This is a genomic window from Paenibacillus sp. CAU 1782, assembly GCF_054551715.1.
This window is the reverse complement of the sequence record NZ_JBTOLL010000001.1, coordinates 720,831-737,078: the sequence shown is the minus strand read 5'-3', so window position 1 is coordinate 737,078 and position 16,248 is coordinate 720,831. Positions and strand designations below refer to the sequence as shown.

The window sequence follows — 16,248 nt, the reverse complement described above, 5'->3', positions numbered from 1 at the left end:
CATGCAAAATGTAAAAGGTACGTACGATTTTATCGGTCAGCAGCAAGCCATTAGAAAATATGTGCAAGATACTCTTCTGGAAGTGTTTGAATGGTATGATTTTGATGGAATGGATTCAACGATTTTGAGTGAGCTTGATCTTTTGACTTCGAAATATGCAGGTGGCGACGAAATCGTAAAAGAGATGTATCAATTAACCGATCAAGGAAAACGAAGTCTGGGACTCCGATATGACTTGACCATTCCGTTTGCAAAGGTGATTGCTTTAAACCCCGGTATTGAGCTTCCATTCAAGCGGTACGAAATCGGGAAGGTGTTTAGGGATGGGCCTGTCAAACGCGGTCGTTTACGCGAGTTTATTCAATGCGACGTCGATGTTGTCGGTATAGAGGGGCCAGAAGCGGAAGCTGAACTCCTGCAATTAGCAGCAGAAGCGTTTAACAGATTGGATATCCCCATTATTGTAAAATGGAACAATCGGCGATTTCTTGGCGAGGTACTTGAATCGGTTGGTGTACCCCCTGAAAATAAGCTTACCGTTATGTTAACACTCGACAAAATAGAGAAAATTGGAGCAAAAGAGGTAGCTAAAGAGCTCGCAAGCAAAGGCGTCGATAACCGTTGCATTATTCGGCTTTTGGAATTAATCAATTTGGATAACCCAACGTTTGAACAAATTGTTTTGACATGTGGCATTCAAGGGAATACCGGCGCTCAGGAAGTTGTGGCTCTCCAGAATCTTATTCAAAAAGTAGGGTTAGTTCAAACCTGCAAGTTCGATCCTTTTCTTTCCCGAGGACTTTCGTTTTATACCGGAACGGTTTATGAGATTTTTGATGCTTCAACTACGTTTTCTTCAAGCTTGGGAGGCGGAGGGAGGTATGATGACATCATCGGCAAATTAGTCGGTAAAGAGGACATTCAATATCCCACTGTAGGTCTGTCGTTCGGAATGGAATCCATAATGGAAATGATCAGCAATCGATTTATTCAACCATTGCAACGCGCTACTGTTGTCGTTATACCTATTGGAGACACTATTGCGGAAGCCTTAAAAGCAGCAGCTGAAATAAGAAGCTCCGGTATACGGACTCAGGTAGACACAAGCAAACGAAAACTGAAGAAATCTCTTGCCAGCGCTGCGGGCAAAGGAATTCCTTACGTGATTTTCATCGGAGAAGACGAAGCATCTGCCGGCAGCTTGCGCTTAAAAGATATGAACGAAATGAGCGAAACGGTTGTCAGTGTAACAGAAGCCATACAAATGATAAAGGGAATGACAGTGGAAAGGAATTGAACCTCGCTATGGGCAAGCTTCATCGGGATTTTTATAACCGCGACGCATTAACGGTCGCAAAAGAGCTTTTAGGCAACATTCTCGTTCACGAAGTTGATGGCGTTAAACTAGCAGCAGTAATCGTTGAAACGGAAGCATACGGCGGTACTGAAGATAAAGCCGCGCATTTTTACGGAGGAAAACGTACGCCTCGAGTTGAGGTCGTTTACGGCGATCCCGGCTTCTCGTATGTTTACCTGATTTACGGCATGTACCATTGCTTTAATGTCGTGACCGGCGGCAAAAATGATCCTCAAGCGGTGTTAATCCGTGCCTTAGAGCCGCTTGAGGGCATCGAGCTCATGGCTCTTAACCGATTCGGCAAACCCCTCCAGCAGCTAGCCAAAAGAGAGGTTCTGGGCCTGACGAACGGACCGGGAAAGCTATGCAAAGCTTTGGCGATTGATAAAAGCCATTATGGCGAAGATTTATGCGGAAGTCGGTTGTATGTGGAAGAAGGGGAAAATGAGCCATCGTTCCATACTGTTACTGCGAAGCGGGTTGGCATCGATTACGCGGAAGAAGCTAAAGATTTTCCGTGGCGTTTTTATATTCAAAATAACAAATATGTATCCGTTAAATAGTCAACCGGGACTTTATCTAGACTAATTAACGTGCTAAACTAAATAACGAACAGTAAGCGCTACCAAAATATTTTATATTCCATCATTTCAATTTGAAAGGATGATTCAGGTGAACGTGTATAATGATGCTTCGGATGTTTCAAATCCGCGTGGCGGCATTAAGCTGCAAGATATTCCAGCACATGACCCCTTTGTCGTTGCCGACAGCGCAACGCAAACCTATTATTTGTACACGGGGGGAAGCCCCAGGCTAAACGGGATGGACCGTTACGGCGTGCTTGCCTACAAAAGCAAAGATTTGGAGAATTGGGAGGGGCCGTATGTTGTATTCGAGGTGCCCGATGACATATGGGCAAACCCGCAGCATGGAGCATGGGCGCCAGAGGTTCATTTATATGAAGGACGCTATCATTTGTTTGTTACGCTGCACAACAATGACCGATCGCTTCATGGAGAAGGATATGGAGGTTATCCGCTTCAGTGGCGCGGATCTGTGATTGCCGTTGCTGACTCCCCGTTAGGGCCGTTCCAATTGACGAAACGGGATGCGCCTATTGTTAGTGAACAATTAATGACGTTGGACGGCTCATTATACATAGACGAAGAAGGAAGTCCGTGGATGGTATACTGCCACGAATGGGTGCAGACGGCTGACGGAACGATCGAAGCGATCCGACTGAAGGAGGATCTGACAGACCGGTCAACTTCGGAGCCGATTCATTTATTCAACGGCTCTTCAGCTCCCTGGGATAATGGCGAGCTTTTGGCCGATGGGTCAACCTCTGTATATGTAACGGATGGCTGTCAGCTGTATCGGACAAGCGATAATCGGCTTATCATGTTGTGGTCTACCTATGAAAAAGGCAGCTATGTCCAAACTATCGCCCGTTCCGTCACTGGGAAGTTAGAGGGACCTTGGGAGCAGCTGGAACCGCTCGTATATGAAGATAGCGGCCATGGCATGTTATTCCAAACATTCCAAGGAGAGTGGCGTCTCATTCTTCATTCGCCATTCCCGATGCCGCAATCCAGATGCAAGCTGTATGAAATGACCGATACCGGCGAGACTTTTATCGTAAAGTCGGCTATTGCTTGACGCCTAACCCTTTGATCCCATGATTCAGCGCTCCTGCTGATCGGGCGGCTTACTCCATTCTGAACCTAAACTTCCTAGGCGACACGCCAACAAACTTTTTAAACTGTCTCATAAAATGGGTATCGTTTTCGTAGCCGCATGATTGGGCGATTTGCGCGATCGGCAGCTCGCTGTGATCCAACAGATATTTAGCATGCTCTAACCGGGCATGGATGATATCCGTCAAGACCGAACAGCCAAACAACTCCTTATAGATGTGTTGGAAATACGATTTGCTCAAATTCAAACGCCCAGCCAGCTCCGCTACGGAAAATTGTATATGAGGCGAGAGATAAAGATCGTTGCGCAACTCGGTAAATTGGATGTAGTACCGTTGGAGCTGATGGGGAGCCGTTCTTTCCCGCAAGTCGCTCAGTTTCATAAAAAAGGACTGGAGATCGCAATTGATGATCGATTCGCGCAGTTTTCCGCGAAGTCTTGAGCTATTCTGGAGCTCCATCATACATCTGGAAATCAACTGAGGATCAGATGCCTCAATGAGCGCATCCAGCGGGAAATCGATGTTCTGAAGAAATTCGTGAAAATCAGTGCCGTTGCAATGCAGCCAATCGTTAACAAACGGACTTTCCAACTCGCGGTATTCATGTGGGGTATGAGGTTGAAAAAGAATAAAGGTATGTTTTTCAGCAATTATTGTCTTATCGCGCACCGTCACTTCCGCTCTGCTTTTAAAAAATACAAAGGTGTAATTTCCGGAGCCGTTCGGTCGATTCCTCAGGATTCCTTCATGGTGTACCGTATGGTAGCCGCAAGAAAACAACTTAAGCATCTTTTCTCCCCCTCAGCACAATTGGTCAGTTTTTGATGATTATAGTTCATTGAATGACGGGAAACAACCCACTATAATTCTTTTAAAAATACTGACGAATTAGAGGGGGTTACTTAAGTGTCGGCCGATCGAAAATATTGGGTGGATACCTTGGTTCAAATTGCTCATCCCGTGCTCAATGCCTTATCGGAAAAAAAGCTTGCCCTTGTCATGCCTGTTGAATCAAGCGGAGAGAACCGGTCCGAATACACTTATTTAGAAGCTTTGGGTCGAACGCTGGCTGGAATTGCGCCTTGGCTTGAGCATGGGCCGCGATCAGGCGACGAAGGAGAAATTCGCGGCAATATGGCAGAATTGGCAAGGCGGTCCATCGAAGCGGCAACCGATCCGTCTTCACCAGACTTTATGAACTTCACAAGGGGCGGACAACCTGTTGTTGATGCCGCATTTCTTGCAAATGCGCTGCTCCGCGCTCCAAAGGAGCTTTATGAACGTCTCGATGAGAAAACAAAAGAACATGTAAAAACGGCTTTGCTTGCAACTCGCGCGATACGTCCCGTCTTTAGCAATTGGCTGTTGTTCAGTGCCATGATCGAAGCTGCTCTTTTTCGTATGGGAGTTGAATCATGGGATCGCATGCGCGTGGATTATGCTTTGAGGCAGCATGAGCAATGGTATAAAGGCGACGGCGCATACGGCGATGGCCCTGCCTTTCATTGGGATTACTACAACAGCTTTGTCATTCAGCCCATGCTGATTGATATATTGAATACGATTGGAGATCAGTTTGAAGATTGGAAGGGACTCCGATCAAACGTGCTGGAGAGGGCGGCTCGCTACGCAGCCGTTTTGGAACGAATGATATCGCCGGAAGGCACTTTCCCGCCGTTAGGGCGTTCGCTTTCCTATCGTTTCGGCGCTTTTCAGCATCTGTCCCTGATGGCTTTGAGAGAAGAATTGCCTGCAGAGCTTGAGCCTGCCCAAGTGCGCTGCGCTCTCACGGCTGTAATCAAGCGACAGATTCAGATGCCCGGCACGTTCGATGAAGCAGGGTGGCTCCGTATCGGCTTCGCCGGCAGTCAGCCTGAAATAGGCGAAGGCTATATATCGACGGGCAGCTTATACCTGTGCACGACCGTGTTTCTTGCGCTAGGCCTGCCGGCGAATGCCGATTTCTGGCAAGGTGAAGCCGAGTGGACCTCGCTGAGAGTGTGGTCCGGAGGAAGCGTGAAGCTGGATAATGCTATAGTCGGCTAGACGAATAACTAATTTTCCCAAAGATCATGCAACGTCAAATGTCCAAGAAAAAATAAAACGTTTCTCCGATGCATGGATTTTATGGAAACATTTTGAACAAATGTTGCGTCTATACTCATGAATGGAAGCTGCAATTATTCCGTCTTCCAATCACATGAGAGCGAGGGAGAAACGATGCAGGCAAAATGGAAAAAGGGGCTGCTAGCCGCAGGAGCGGTTGTTGTGGCTGGCGCAGGAGCAGCCTGGCTTCTGCTAGGAGGCTTGGACCAGAACATACCTCCTGATGAAGAAACCAAGCCAATTCTGGCAATGGAAGCTTCTGCAGAACCAGCTCCTTCAGCTTCGATGAGTCCCATCAGCCAAACGCCGGATGGTGAATTTGCGTTGTTCACCGGCTCCGAGCAGGGCGGGCATTCGATCATTACGATTGAACGGAAGGATGGAACCCGCCAAACCTACGATTGGCCGTTCGTACGTGAATGGGGCGAGGCGTCCCCGTTGTTGAAGTACAGCGATCTGAACAACGATGGGACGGATGAACTGGTTGTCCACTGGACCGGCATTGCGTCCGACGGGGAACAAATCGAGAATCTTCGTGTAATCGACACCGAGAACTTTAACGAATACACGATGCCGTTAATCGAAGAACTGCTTACTGACCGGATCGATTCGAAGGTGACCCCATTGGATGGATATGCCTGGGTTGAATTGATAGTTGACGAGCAACGATTTCAGAAAGTGCTTGGAGGACAGCCAATCGAAGGTTGGGGAGACCACATTAATGTTGGCAGAAAGCTGACCTTTCATATTCAGGAGCAACCAAATAGAACGTATGCGATAGTCGAGCTGTATGCCGGAGGCGGCAAGCCCGGAGTCAAGCTAGGCAACTTGGAGATTGACCTTATGGTAGAGCCAAATGATCGTACCGGGGCGGAAGAGCTGTTGACCATAAAGCCAAACGCCATTCAATACCTGCCCGTTAACACCGCAGTCAATGAAATCCCCCTGCTTGCCATTAAAACAGGAGACGACTATGTGGCTCTGCAGGATTGGGATGACCAAAAGGATTTAAAGCAGCTTCTCGGGGAACCAAGTGCTGAGCAGATCAAGCAATTGGGTGAAGACGCCGGGACCTATCAAGGCATGTATGTGAAGACGCTGGCATACGACGGAATGGAAATGACCATGAATTCTCCGAACGGGGAGCGGTTTTATGTAGTGAACATGAAGGTCAATGGACCCGCGTATTCAACTTCTTTGGGGATTACAGTAGGTGACCCGGCAGCACTCGTGCTGGAGAAATATCCGAACGCAATCATTGCCAAGGATGGCCGCAAGCCTCCAGACAATTTTGCGTATGCGGTTAGCGAAGACTTTTATATGAACCTGTATATCGACATCAAAGAAGGCATCGTAAACGAGCTATATTATGAATATCTGCTGAATTAAAGCATAAGCAATCCACGAGTCGTCGGGCTAACTCCCACGGCTCTTTTTTTACGTTATAGTCAAAAAATAAATTTCAATTTACAAAATATCTATCTGCTACAAACAATACGAAAACACTTTATTGCTAAAGTAACGAAGTTGTTTAAGAAATATATTTTATAAAAAAGGAGAACAAAATGATTAAAAAATGGAAAACATGTTTATCAGTCCTATTATCAGCCGCGTTACTGCTTGGCGGCATCGGACAACCGGTACAGCAAGCGCAAGCGGCAGAGGAGCAGCCCATTGTTTGGATGTCCAAAAATGCGGAATGGAAGTACCTTGATACCGGTGTGGATCAAGGAAACTCGTGGCAAAGCAGCTATGGGGATAAGGATTGGGCAATCGGCCAGGCGCCGCTTGGCTTTGCCGCCACAACGACTAAATTCGGCAGCTTGAATACAACGATAAGCTTCGGCTCAGATAGCAGAAATAAACATACCACCTCTTATTTTGTGACGAATCTAAATGTTGACCTCGATGAGATCAACAGCTATGGCCAGCTGCTTGGCAACTTCGGAATCGACGACGGAGCTGTTATGTACGTGAACGGCACGGAAGTTTTTCGGGCCGGCATGCCTGAAGGAACAATTACTTATTCGACCTTTGCAACTTCCAATAAATCAAATCCGGTTCTCTACAATGAGATTGATTTGACCGCCCCGCTAAAAGCAAACCTCCAGGACGGGGATAACGTCATTGCGGTTGAAGTTCACCAATCCACGCTCACAAGCTCGGATTTGTACTTCGATATGGAGTTAACCGCTATGCTCGACGCCCCTCCATTGGAAGTAAGCAAAGTAGTGGTTACGTTTAATGGCAACCCGCAGACATCCAAAGGCTTCGTCTGGTATACGCCATTGACATCTACCCGCAGCGATTTGGAGGTTGTGGAAAAGACAGGCGGGCAAGCGGATTTTGGTAATGCCCAAGCCTTTATCGGCAACGCCAAAACGGCAACAAATTCGATTGCCGAGCATGTTCATAAGGCCGAAGCCGCCGGCTTGAAACCAGACACGGAATATTTCTTCCGCGTTGGCGACAAGGATTTAAATATATGGAGTGAAACAGGAGTATTCGAAACCGCTCCTGCGGAGAAGGTTCCATTTACATTCATTGATTTGACAGATACGCAGGCAAAGGAAGAGGATGAAGCTATTTTATCCGGCCAAACGCTGGAAAAAGCTCTTGCAACGGTTCCCGATGCTAAATTCGTCGTTCATAATGGCGATGTAGTGGAAAACGGAACAGCCGAAGAAGAATGGAACTGGCTGCTGGGCCACTCCCAAAACAGTCTGCTTCGCACAACGATTGTTCCGGCTGCAGGCAACCATGAACCAAGCGGCAGCTCATTCTTCGAGCATTTCAATTTGCAGCAGGCTGAAAATTCCGCTACCGTGTCTGGTGCCTATTATTCCTACGATTACAGCAATGTTCATTTTATCGTACTTAATACAAACGAAAATTCTTCTGAATATGCCAACATGTCGCTAGAACAAGTCGAGTGGCTGAAGCAGGATGTTGCCAAAGCAAAAGAAGCAGGCGCTGAATGGATCATTCTTAATATGCACAAAGGTCCTTATACGACAGCAAGCCATGCAACCGATACCGACATTATGGGTGCAACCGGATTACGGACAAAAATTGCTCCGCTGATCGCAGAGTTAAAAATCGATCTGGTGCTGCAAGGACATGACCACATCTACGCCCGGACCAAACCGATTCAATCGGATGGAACAGCAGAGGATGTTGAGAAAATAACGGAAACCCTGAACGGCGAATCGATTGAATATGCGGTAAAACCGGATGGAACCATTTATTTGATTCCGGGTACAGCTGGAGCAAAGGTGTACAAGAAAAACACAAAAACCCAGCTTGGCGATGATTACTTTAATCTGTTTGAACGTTCTGAGGAAAACCACTCGCAAAAGTACGCAGACACGCCGGCTGGCGTAACGGGACAAGTACAAAACTTTGTAGGCATTACGGTGGATGGCGGCAAGCTGACAGCCGTATCGTATGAAATCGACCAGAATCTGAATGATGCAAAACCTTTTATTATCGATCAGTTCGGTATTATGAAGGATAACGCCGAGGTACTGGAGAAAGTAAGCAAAGTGACGGTTACTTTTCACGGTAATCCAGTTCACGACAAAGGCTTCACCTGGTACACAAGCCACAAAGTAACGGGCAGCGACCTGCAGGTCATTGAGAAAACGGGTGAAATCGCCGATTTTGCTGAGGCGACTACTTTCCAGGGCCGTTCCGCGGCTTCGACAAACTCGCCTTCCGAACTGGTGCATAAAGCGGAAGCGACTGCTCTTAAAGCCAACACTTCTTATTTCTTCAGAGTGGGAGACAAAGAAGCCGGCATTTGGAGTGAAACGGGAACCTTTGCTACAGCGCCGGAGAGCGGAGCATTTACGTTTATCGACTTGGCTGACACGCAAGCAAAAGACGAGGAAGAAGCCATTTTATCGTCCGAAACATTGGCTAAAGCTTTAAAAACAGTGCCATATGCACAATTTGTCGTTCATAACGGCGATATTGTCGATAAAGGCATTGTGGAGGATCAATGGAACTGGCTGTTGGGCCATTCTCAGAATAGCTTGCTGAATACAACGATCGTACCGTCAGCGGGCAATCACGAGGACAAAAACTTTGCGTTCTACGAGCATTTTAATATCAAGCAGCCTGAAGGTTCTGCAATCGAGACTGGAGCGTATTATTCTTACACTTACAGCAATGCTCACTTTATTGTTTTGAACTCCAACGAGGATTCCGAAGAGTATGCCAACTTCTCCGTTGAGCAAGTGGAGTGGCTGAAGCAGGATGTCAAGAAGGCCAAGGAAGCTGGCGCTGAATGGATTATTGTCAACATCCATAAAGGACCGTATACAACATCCAATCATGCAACGGACAGCGATATCATGGGCGAAAATGGCGTCCGCAACAAAATTGCTCCGTTAATGGCAGAGCTTGGCATCGATTTTGTACTGCAAGGGCATGATCATATCTATGCTCGCACCAAACCGATCAAAAAAGACGGCTCTGCCGCTGAGACCGAAATCATTACGGAACAGCTAAATGGACAAACGATCCAGTATACGCTCAACCCTGATGGTTCGATCTATCTGATTCCTGCAACTGCGGGGCCAAAGGTTTATTTTAAAAATAAGAAGCCTGAGCTCGGAGATTCTTATTACGACTTGTTTGAACGTGCAGAAGAAAACCATGCGGCTAAATATGGCTTTGACGGAGACAGAACGGATCGTCCGAAACGGGGCCAGGTTCAAAATTTTGTTGGGATAACAATTGACGGCAACAAGCTGACAGCCGTATCCTACGAAATCGATCAAAACTTAAATGACGCCGAACCGTTTATCATTGATCAATTCGGCATCGTTAAGCAGAAGTCGACAGGTCCGGTAACGCCGCCGGTTACAACACCTGTAACACCACCGGTAACCGGTCCCGTTGTAACACCAAATCCAACCCCGACACCAACAGTGACGCCGAGTCCAAGCCCGGTGCCGACACCTGGAACAGGCGGGGGAGAGACGCCTAGTCCGGCTCCAGCCACAACCTTTAAGGACGATAAAGGGCATTGGGCAGAGGAAAACATCAAAAAAGCTGTTGCAGACGGCTTGATTACCGGTTATGATGACAACACCTTCCGCCCAAATAAAGTGGTGTCCCGAGCGGAATTTGTAACCATCCTTGGACGGGCGCTGTCGTTAGAGCCAGTCAGCAATCCGGTTGCTTTCAAGGACATGGACAAAATTCCATCCTGGGCACAGGACCATGTAGCAAAAGCCGTTCAAGCAGGCATCATTAACGGCTATTCCGACGAGACATTTGGCCCTGCCAATGCTCTGAATCGCGCAGAAATGATTACCATGATTATTAGAGCAGCAGGCATTAAACCAGATGCAAATGCAAATGTTAGCTTTGCCGATGCAAACGATATTCCAGCTTGGGCTATCCCTTATGTAGCTACGGCCAGCCAAATGGGATTGACGAACGGAGTAGGCGGAAACCGGTTTGCTCCGCTGAAGAGCGCAACGCGCGCAGAAGCGCTCACGATTATTTTGGCGTTGCAGGAACAATTGAATAAATAAGTATTACGATGGGGAGGACGTTGCATCACAATGATGCGATGTCTTCTTTTTTTCGTTTGTTCATACTCCGTTCATATTGCCGTCATGTGGGGGACATGTTGCTTGGTTACACTTAAATAAGTCGTTAAGTCGACACTACAGATATAAGGACAGGAGAAGATGGACGTGACAGAAACGATAACAACAAAAGCTGGAAATAAGGGCCGCAAGAAACGGCGTTTATGGCTAAAAATAATAGGTGGCATTGTCGGGGTATTCGTGCTCTTCTTGGGCATTACATTTGTTGTTCATACAATAAGCAACGGGATCGAAAAGAAAAAAATCGAATCCTATGGCCAATATGTCGACGTGGATGGCAAAAAAATGAATGTGTCCATTCAAGGCAGCGGCGAACAAACGATTGTACTCCTTCCGGGACAAGGAACTCCGTCGCCCGTACTTGATTTCAAATTGCTGATCGATGAACTAACTTCGGATTACAGAGTTGTGGCTCTCGAGCCTTTCGGTTATGGATTAAGCGATAAAACGGAAAAGGCAAGAACAACGGAAAATATCGTTAGCGAAATACACGAGGCTGTAGAGCAGCTTGGCCTAGATCGTTACATTCTTATGGGACATTCCATCACTGGACTTTACGCCGTTTCTTATGTGGAGAACTATCGTGATGAAGTTACCGCTTTTATCGGTATCGATAGCAGTGTTCCGAACCAGCCCGGCATGGATGTTAAGCTGCCTTTAAAAACCATGAAGTTTCTTCAAGATTCCGGCCTTATGAGAGTGCTCAAAAAAGTGAGTGGAGATTCATACAAGTCGCTGGCATACGATGAGCATACCAAAGAACAAATGAATTTGATTTCGAATCAAGTTTCGAGCAACCCCACATTGATAAATGAGCTGAAGCACCTGGGGTCTAATTTTAAAAACGGAGAGCTGCTCACTTATCCTGAAGAATTGCCGATGCTGCTTTTTGTTCAATCCAATAACGAACACAATGACCAATGGATCCCGCTGCATGAAGAGCAGATCAAACAATCGGCACTGGGCAAAATGATTCCGATGGAGGGCTCGCATTACCTGCATCATACGAAATTCAAAGAAATAGCAGAAGAGTTCAAAGCGTATATGAAAGAAATCCAATAACTATATTCGGTTCAAAAGATTTTGGAGACGAAGTAGTAGTCGATACTATACTAAACTAAGCACCTTCAAGAGATTGCTTTCATGTCTACCGATATGGGGCACCTTTGAAGGTGTTTTTTGCGTAAGCTGGCCCAACGCAGAACAAAAAACTGACTTTCGTCATATTGGAAGTGACCATGTCTACCTGTTTTCAACACATACATCTTCTATAATTTGGACATTAAGCCTGATCGTGAAATCATCTTTAATGATCCCAATAGGAAATGAGGTTTTGAAGTAATGAACAGAAATATGATTTGGGGAATCGTGTTACTAGCGCTGAGTTTGTATTTTAAGCCGCTATTAGCGATAGTGGGGCTGAATGAAAGGATATTGGGATTGTATTGGCATGGTGAAGCAGTGTTTACATTGAATCCAATCATCGTTCAGGTTATTCTCGGTGCAATTGGGATCATGATGCTAATGATCGGTGTTAGGCAAGTTGCAAAACAGAAGAATACATAGTTGAAAAGAATTGAAGACCACAAAAGCATTAACTATCCAAATGTATGTCAAGAATGCTTTAAGTTAATCAAGACATAGTATCGATAGTTCCTTCCCCTTATTATTTGTTATATGAGTTGCTTATTAATTTGATTGAGGGAAGGGAAGCATAATGGAACGAAAATTACCCTTATTTATTGTGACTGGAGCTAGTGGTGTAGGGAAGACGACAGTCATGCATGAACTCCGCTCACTACTGCCTGAATTCAATGTTTTCAGCACAGATTTAGATAATTTTGGTATAACAGCAGCTAAGCTCGACTACCAGGACAGATTCAACTTATTGCTTCACTTTGCTCATGCGACGGCTATGTCTGGCAGGGGTACAATTATTTGCGGTACTATTATGCCATGGGATGCAAAGAAATGCGAAAAATATGATTGTTTCAGCGAAGTATGCTTTATAAACTTACATTGCGATGATGCTACGCGCAACAGCCGACTTCGTAATCGGGAAGATAAGGCTATGTGGAGCGATGATATGCTTAAACAACATGAACAATTTGCTCAATGGCTCCTAGACAATGCAGAAACTGCGTACAATCCACCTATGCCAACAATCGACACGACATCTACTCCTACTTCCCACGTAGCTGAGCAGATTAAAAGATATGTCATGATTAATAATAAGCTTCAAAAACCAGAATCGGATATTTTTATATAATACGCATATGATTTTCAATGAATGCAAGTTCTTATCCAAATTCAAAAACAAGAACTTGCATTCATAATTGAAATAAGACTACAACATATTTCATCTTTCAATTTACTTGAAAGCACCGATTCAACCCTTTCAAATTGTTCAGTTAACAAGTCGATTATTTGAGACAAAGTTGGAGGCTCAATATTCCAGTCAGAAGGATGTTGACCTCCCATAAAGTTGCCAATTTGTCAGTGACCAGCGTTGCTTTTAGAAACATAAGTTGAGACTCGTTGTGACAGATTTGCCAACGTACGTTCAAAAAAGGAATCATCATTAAGTGCTCTACTCAAAATTAATCCTCCTTGAATACTAGCAATTGTTTCCTCTGAAATTTGGTCAGCAGTCTCTTCAGAGATACCTGTTTGAACTAGTGCCGCGCTTAAGGCCTCAATCCATCTTATAAAATATTGCCGAATAACAGCAGCGAATCGATCTCTTGTTTCGTCCAAAGCGAATGCGCCAATAAGGCATATGCGCTGACCAGATTGAAAATAAGAATCGACCTCTTGCCACATATGATCAATGGCTGCCAGGGGTTCATTCTTTTCGAGCGGTTCAAAAATGTTCTTGATAAACCATTGATCAATATGAGCAAGAATTTCAGCAGCCATCTCATCTTTTCCACCCGGAAAGAAATAATATAAGCTTCCTTTAGAAAGACGCGTACGGGCTGTAATTTTACTCAAAGATGCACCCTCATAACCTAATTCACGAAATACCTCAGTGACGAGAGGGATGACATCCGATTTTTCAAAAACAGTGCGAGTCATAGGTTTAACTCACTTAGGCTTGGATGTTCAGGGGGGCGCGTGCCGAGAGGCCAATGAAACTTTCGTTCCTCTTCCTTAATCGGCATGTCATTAATCGAAGCAAATCTACGCTTCATCAAGCCGTCGTCAGCGAACTCCCAATTCTCGTTACCGTACGATCTGAACCAATTGCCACTATCATCATGCCATTCATATGCGAATCTAACTGCAATACGGTTATCCGTAAATGACCAAAGCTCCTTGATAAGGCGGTAGTCCAGTTCCTTGGCCCATTTTCTAGTTAGCAAAGAGACAATTTCTTGGCGGCCTGTTATAAATTCGCTCCGATTTCTCCAATAACAATCCTCAGTATACACAAGTGAGACGCGCTGAGGGTCTCGGCTATTCCAGCTGTCTTCTGCCATACGAGTTTTTTGGATTGCTGTCTCGCGAGTGAATGGGGGAGTTAAATTATTCATTAATTTTTCCTCACTTTCTATACCGTTTGTATCAGTATAAACCGATCGGTTTATAATTGCAAGTTTACATCCCACATTCAATATCAATTTAAACAGACTGTCACATCTAAATTTAAATTGACCGCGCGGCATTCTTGTAGTCCGATACCGGCAATATCCGGCACAATGACACGGTAATGTTCTGCCGAACTTTAATCCCATTTGAAATGGATTAAACAAGCTCGTCAATAAGATACTAGTAAAATGGTGAAGAAGATGAATGTACTTTTGGACAAATGGCTGAAACATATGGGATCGTAATAAAGGAGAACTGAAAATGAGAAAACTTGTTCTATTTCTGCACTCATCACTTGACGGTTTTGTCGAAGGGCCGAATGGTGAAATGGACATAAGCTGGGTTTCCTACGATACTGATCTGGAGAAACACGCGAAAGAAATTCTGAGTACTGCCGACACTGTCATTTGGGGGCGTGGGACTTATCAGATGATGCACAGTTACTGGCCATCTGTGTCTTCGGACCCAGCAGCTTCGCAGCATGAACGGAATCATGCCGAGTGGATCGAAAAGACAACTAAAATCGTTTTTTCCAAGACACTGGAGAAAGTGGAATGGAATCATTCAAGACTCGTGAAAGACGGAGTAGAGGAAGAGATCAATAACCTCAAAAAGCAGCCAGGCAAGGATATGGTCATCCTCGGCAGTCCTAGATTCGCACACCACCTTATGCAGCTTGACTTGATTGATGAGTATAAAATAACAGTTTCTCCCATACTGATTGGTAAGGGATTACCGTTATTCCAAGGTCTTAAGGAGAAAATCAAGCTTAAGCTAATCGAAAACAAGACTTTTGATTCTGGAGTCGTAGGTCTCGTCTACAGACGAACTTAGAGAATAGCTCAATTGAGAACAATCATTTGGGTAAGGAATTTTCGTTTTGAAGTCGCTAATTTAGCGACTTTTTTTATCGGTACAAGTACTTGTCCCGAGCCAAAAGTTGGCAGGCAGTCCTTACCCAATAACCAAGATGAGGGGCTGTGGAAGACTGGTTAAATCAATTTTTTGAAGGGATGGAACATATATTGCATATTACAATAATTGTATAAATAGAGTAGTATACCTCTTATGTATTGTTTAAAAGTTAGGACGATTTTTCTAACAACATCGTTGTCAATGCAAGGATAACCCAATGTTCCGTCGAATTATTTCAGATACGATAAATTCTTCAACTCCATTCACCAACATAAAATCAAGAATTTTTACAATATCAAATCAGTAATGCGGAATTAACTAATGTCGATCGTAAACTTTGTATGAAAGAGGTCGCCTTGATGCAACATAATAACTCCTTAGAAAATAGTCAATCTTATATTGTTAGAACTGCACTTTCATCTGATTTAGAAGCAATCTTGAAAATTTATAACCAGGGAATCGAAGATAGGATTGCTACACTGGAGACAGAAACAAAGAATATGGAATACATGAAAAGCTGGTTTGAAGATCACCAGGACAGATATCAAATACTAGTCGCAGAAGATGAAGGCCAGTTGGCAGGTTGGGCTTCATTAAATCGGTACTCTCAACGTAGTGCATACGACGGTGTCGCAGATCTGTCGATCTACATATCGCGTGAGTGTCGCGGTAAAGGTTTTGGTGGCCATTTGTTATCAGCCATTGAACAAACAGCAATAGAAAAACAGTTTTATAAAATCGTCCTTTTCACATTTCCCAATAATATTGGTGGTCAGAAATTGTATCGTAAACATGGTTATCGTGAGGTCGGGATCTTCGAGAAACAAGGGATATTAGATGGCAATATGATTGATGTTATGGTCATGGAAAAGATGTTAATGAATTAAACTTACAATTGCTAAAGGTGAAGGAAGGGGCTTAATTTAAGCTCCTTTTTCTTTTGAATTGAACAT

14 protein-coding genes are annotated in these 16,248 nt (G+C 44.8%); 11 read left to right on the top strand and 3 right to left on the bottom strand.

The window, feature by feature from the left end:
• Position 1 precedes the first annotated feature (1 nt).
• The 3 genes from ACX93W_RS03660 (at position 2) to ACX93W_RS03650 (ending at position 3,016) form a co-directional block, all read left to right on the top strand.
• The gene (locus tag ACX93W_RS03660) at positions 2–1,297 is read left to right on the top strand and encodes a histidine--tRNA ligase (RefSeq protein WP_459390953.1); all 1,296 of its coding nucleotides are present in this window, start codon (positions 2–4) and stop codon (positions 1,295–1,297) included.
• Between the two features lie 8 nt (positions 1,298–1,305).
• Positions 1,306–1,920: a DNA-3-methyladenine glycosylase gene (locus ACX93W_RS03655; protein WP_459390952.1), complete on the top strand. Its 615-nt coding sequence runs from the start codon at positions 1,306–1,308 to the stop codon at positions 1,918–1,920.
• Between the two features lie 109 nt (positions 1,921–2,029).
• On the top strand, positions 2,030–3,016 hold the full coding sequence (locus ACX93W_RS03650; RefSeq protein WP_459390951.1) for a glycoside hydrolase family 43 protein: 987 nt from the start codon (positions 2,030–2,032) through the stop codon (positions 3,014–3,016).
• A gap of 49 nt (positions 3,017–3,065) precedes the next feature.
• On the opposite strand, the gene ACX93W_RS03645 is transcribed toward ACX93W_RS03650, so the two are convergent.
• Positions 3,066–3,845, bottom strand: coding sequence for a helix-turn-helix transcriptional regulator (locus ACX93W_RS03645; protein ID WP_459390950.1), 780 nt, complete (start codon positions 3,843–3,845; stop codon positions 3,066–3,068).
• A 117-nt stretch (positions 3,846–3,962) separates the two neighbouring features.
• On the opposite strand from ACX93W_RS03645, the gene ACX93W_RS03640 reads away from it, so the two are divergent.
• The 6 genes from ACX93W_RS03640 to ACX93W_RS03615 all read left to right on the top strand — a co-directional run bounded on the left by ACX93W_RS03640 (position 3,963) and on the right by ACX93W_RS03615 (position 13,058).
• Positions 3,963–5,102, top strand: coding sequence for a DUF2264 domain-containing protein (locus tag ACX93W_RS03640; RefSeq protein WP_459390949.1), 1,140 nt, complete (start codon positions 3,963–3,965; stop codon positions 5,100–5,102).
• 174 nt (positions 5,103–5,276) lie between these two features.
• Positions 5,277–6,551, top strand: a complete 1,275-nt coding sequence (locus ACX93W_RS03635; protein ID WP_459390948.1) for a hypothetical protein — start codon at positions 5,277–5,279, stop codon at positions 6,549–6,551.
• 176 nt (positions 6,552–6,727) lie between these two features.
• The gene (locus tag ACX93W_RS03630; RefSeq protein WP_459390947.1) at positions 6,728–10,711 is read left to right on the top strand and encodes an S-layer homology domain-containing protein; all 3,984 of its coding nucleotides are present in this window, start codon (positions 6,728–6,730) and stop codon (positions 10,709–10,711) included.
• Positions 10,712–10,870: 159 nt separating this feature from the next.
• Complete coding sequence (locus ACX93W_RS03625) at positions 10,871–11,851, top strand: alpha/beta fold hydrolase (RefSeq protein ID WP_459390946.1); 981 nt, start codon at positions 10,871–10,873, stop codon at positions 11,849–11,851.
• A gap of 279 nt (positions 11,852–12,130) precedes the next feature.
• Positions 12,131–12,355 carry a hypothetical protein gene (locus ACX93W_RS03620; RefSeq protein ID WP_459390945.1) on the top strand — a complete coding sequence of 75 codons (225 nt, stop codon included), beginning with the start codon at positions 12,131–12,133 and terminating at the stop codon, positions 12,353–12,355.
• Between the two features lie 151 nt (positions 12,356–12,506).
• On the top strand, positions 12,507–13,058 hold the full coding sequence (locus ACX93W_RS03615) for a hypothetical protein (protein ID WP_459390944.1): 552 nt from the start codon (positions 12,507–12,509) through the stop codon (positions 13,056–13,058).
• Between the two features lie 227 nt (positions 13,059–13,285).
• Here ACX93W_RS03615 and ACX93W_RS03610 read toward each other — a convergent pair whose 3' ends face one another.
• Both ACX93W_RS03610 and ACX93W_RS03605 read right to left on the bottom strand, forming a co-directional pair.
• Positions 13,286–13,867 carry a TetR/AcrR family transcriptional regulator gene (locus tag ACX93W_RS03610; RefSeq protein ID WP_459390943.1) on the bottom strand — a complete coding sequence of 194 codons (582 nt, stop codon included), beginning with the start codon at positions 13,865–13,867 and terminating at the stop codon, positions 13,286–13,288.
• Positions 13,864–14,325, bottom strand: coding sequence for a nuclear transport factor 2 family protein (locus tag ACX93W_RS03605; RefSeq protein ID WP_459390942.1), 462 nt, complete (start codon positions 14,323–14,325; stop codon positions 13,864–13,866). The genes ACX93W_RS03610 and ACX93W_RS03605 overlap by 4 nt, the downstream gene beginning before the upstream one ends.
• Positions 14,326–14,641: 316 nt before the next feature.
• Between ACX93W_RS03605 and ACX93W_RS03600 the strand changes: the two genes are divergently transcribed.
• Together ACX93W_RS03600 and ACX93W_RS03595 are read left to right on the top strand one after the other, a co-directional pair.
• Positions 14,642–15,214, top strand: coding sequence for a dihydrofolate reductase family protein (locus ACX93W_RS03600; protein ID WP_459390941.1), 573 nt, complete (start codon positions 14,642–14,644; stop codon positions 15,212–15,214).
• Between the two features lie 440 nt (positions 15,215–15,654).
• Entirely contained in the window at positions 15,655–16,182 is a 528-nt protein-coding gene (locus ACX93W_RS03595; RefSeq protein WP_459390940.1) for an arsinothricin resistance N-acetyltransferase ArsN1 family A, read from the top strand.
• Positions 16,183–16,248 lie beyond the last annotated feature (66 nt).

Coding starts and splice junctions, on each gene's coding strand:
- ACX93W_RS03605 (WP_459390942.1), bottom strand. CDS start 14,325: ATGAATAATTTAACTCCCCCATTCACTCGCGAGACAGCAATCCAAAAA.
- ACX93W_RS03655 (WP_459390952.1), top strand. CDS start 1,306: ATGGGCAAGCTTCATCGGGATTTTTATAACCGCGACGCATTAACGGTC.
- ACX93W_RS03620 (WP_459390945.1), top strand. CDS start 12,131: ATGAACAGAAATATGATTTGGGGAATCGTGTTACTAGCGCTGAGTTTG.
- ACX93W_RS03660 (WP_459390953.1), top strand. CDS start 2: ATGCAAAATGTAAAAGGTACGTACGATTTTATCGGTCAGCAGCAAGCC.
- ACX93W_RS03615 (WP_459390944.1), top strand. CDS start 12,507: ATGGAACGAAAATTACCCTTATTTATTGTGACTGGAGCTAGTGGTGTA.
- ACX93W_RS03645 (WP_459390950.1), bottom strand. CDS start 3,845: ATGCTTAAGTTGTTTTCTTGCGGCTACCATACGGTACACCATGAAGGA.
- ACX93W_RS03630 (WP_459390947.1), top strand. CDS start 6,728: ATGATTAAAAAATGGAAAACATGTTTATCAGTCCTATTATCAGCCGCG.
- ACX93W_RS03610 (WP_459390943.1), bottom strand. CDS start 13,867: ATGACTCGCACTGTTTTTGAAAAATCGGATGTCATCCCTCTCGTCACT.
- ACX93W_RS03625 (WP_459390946.1), top strand. CDS start 10,871: ATGGACGTGACAGAAACGATAACAACAAAAGCTGGAAATAAGGGCCGC.
- ACX93W_RS03635 (WP_459390948.1), top strand. CDS start 5,277: ATGCAGGCAAAATGGAAAAAGGGGCTGCTAGCCGCAGGAGCGGTTGTT.
- ACX93W_RS03595 (WP_459390940.1), top strand. CDS start 15,655: ATGCAACATAATAACTCCTTAGAAAATAGTCAATCTTATATTGTTAGA.
- ACX93W_RS03600 (WP_459390941.1), top strand. CDS start 14,642: ATGAGAAAACTTGTTCTATTTCTGCACTCATCACTTGACGGTTTTGTC.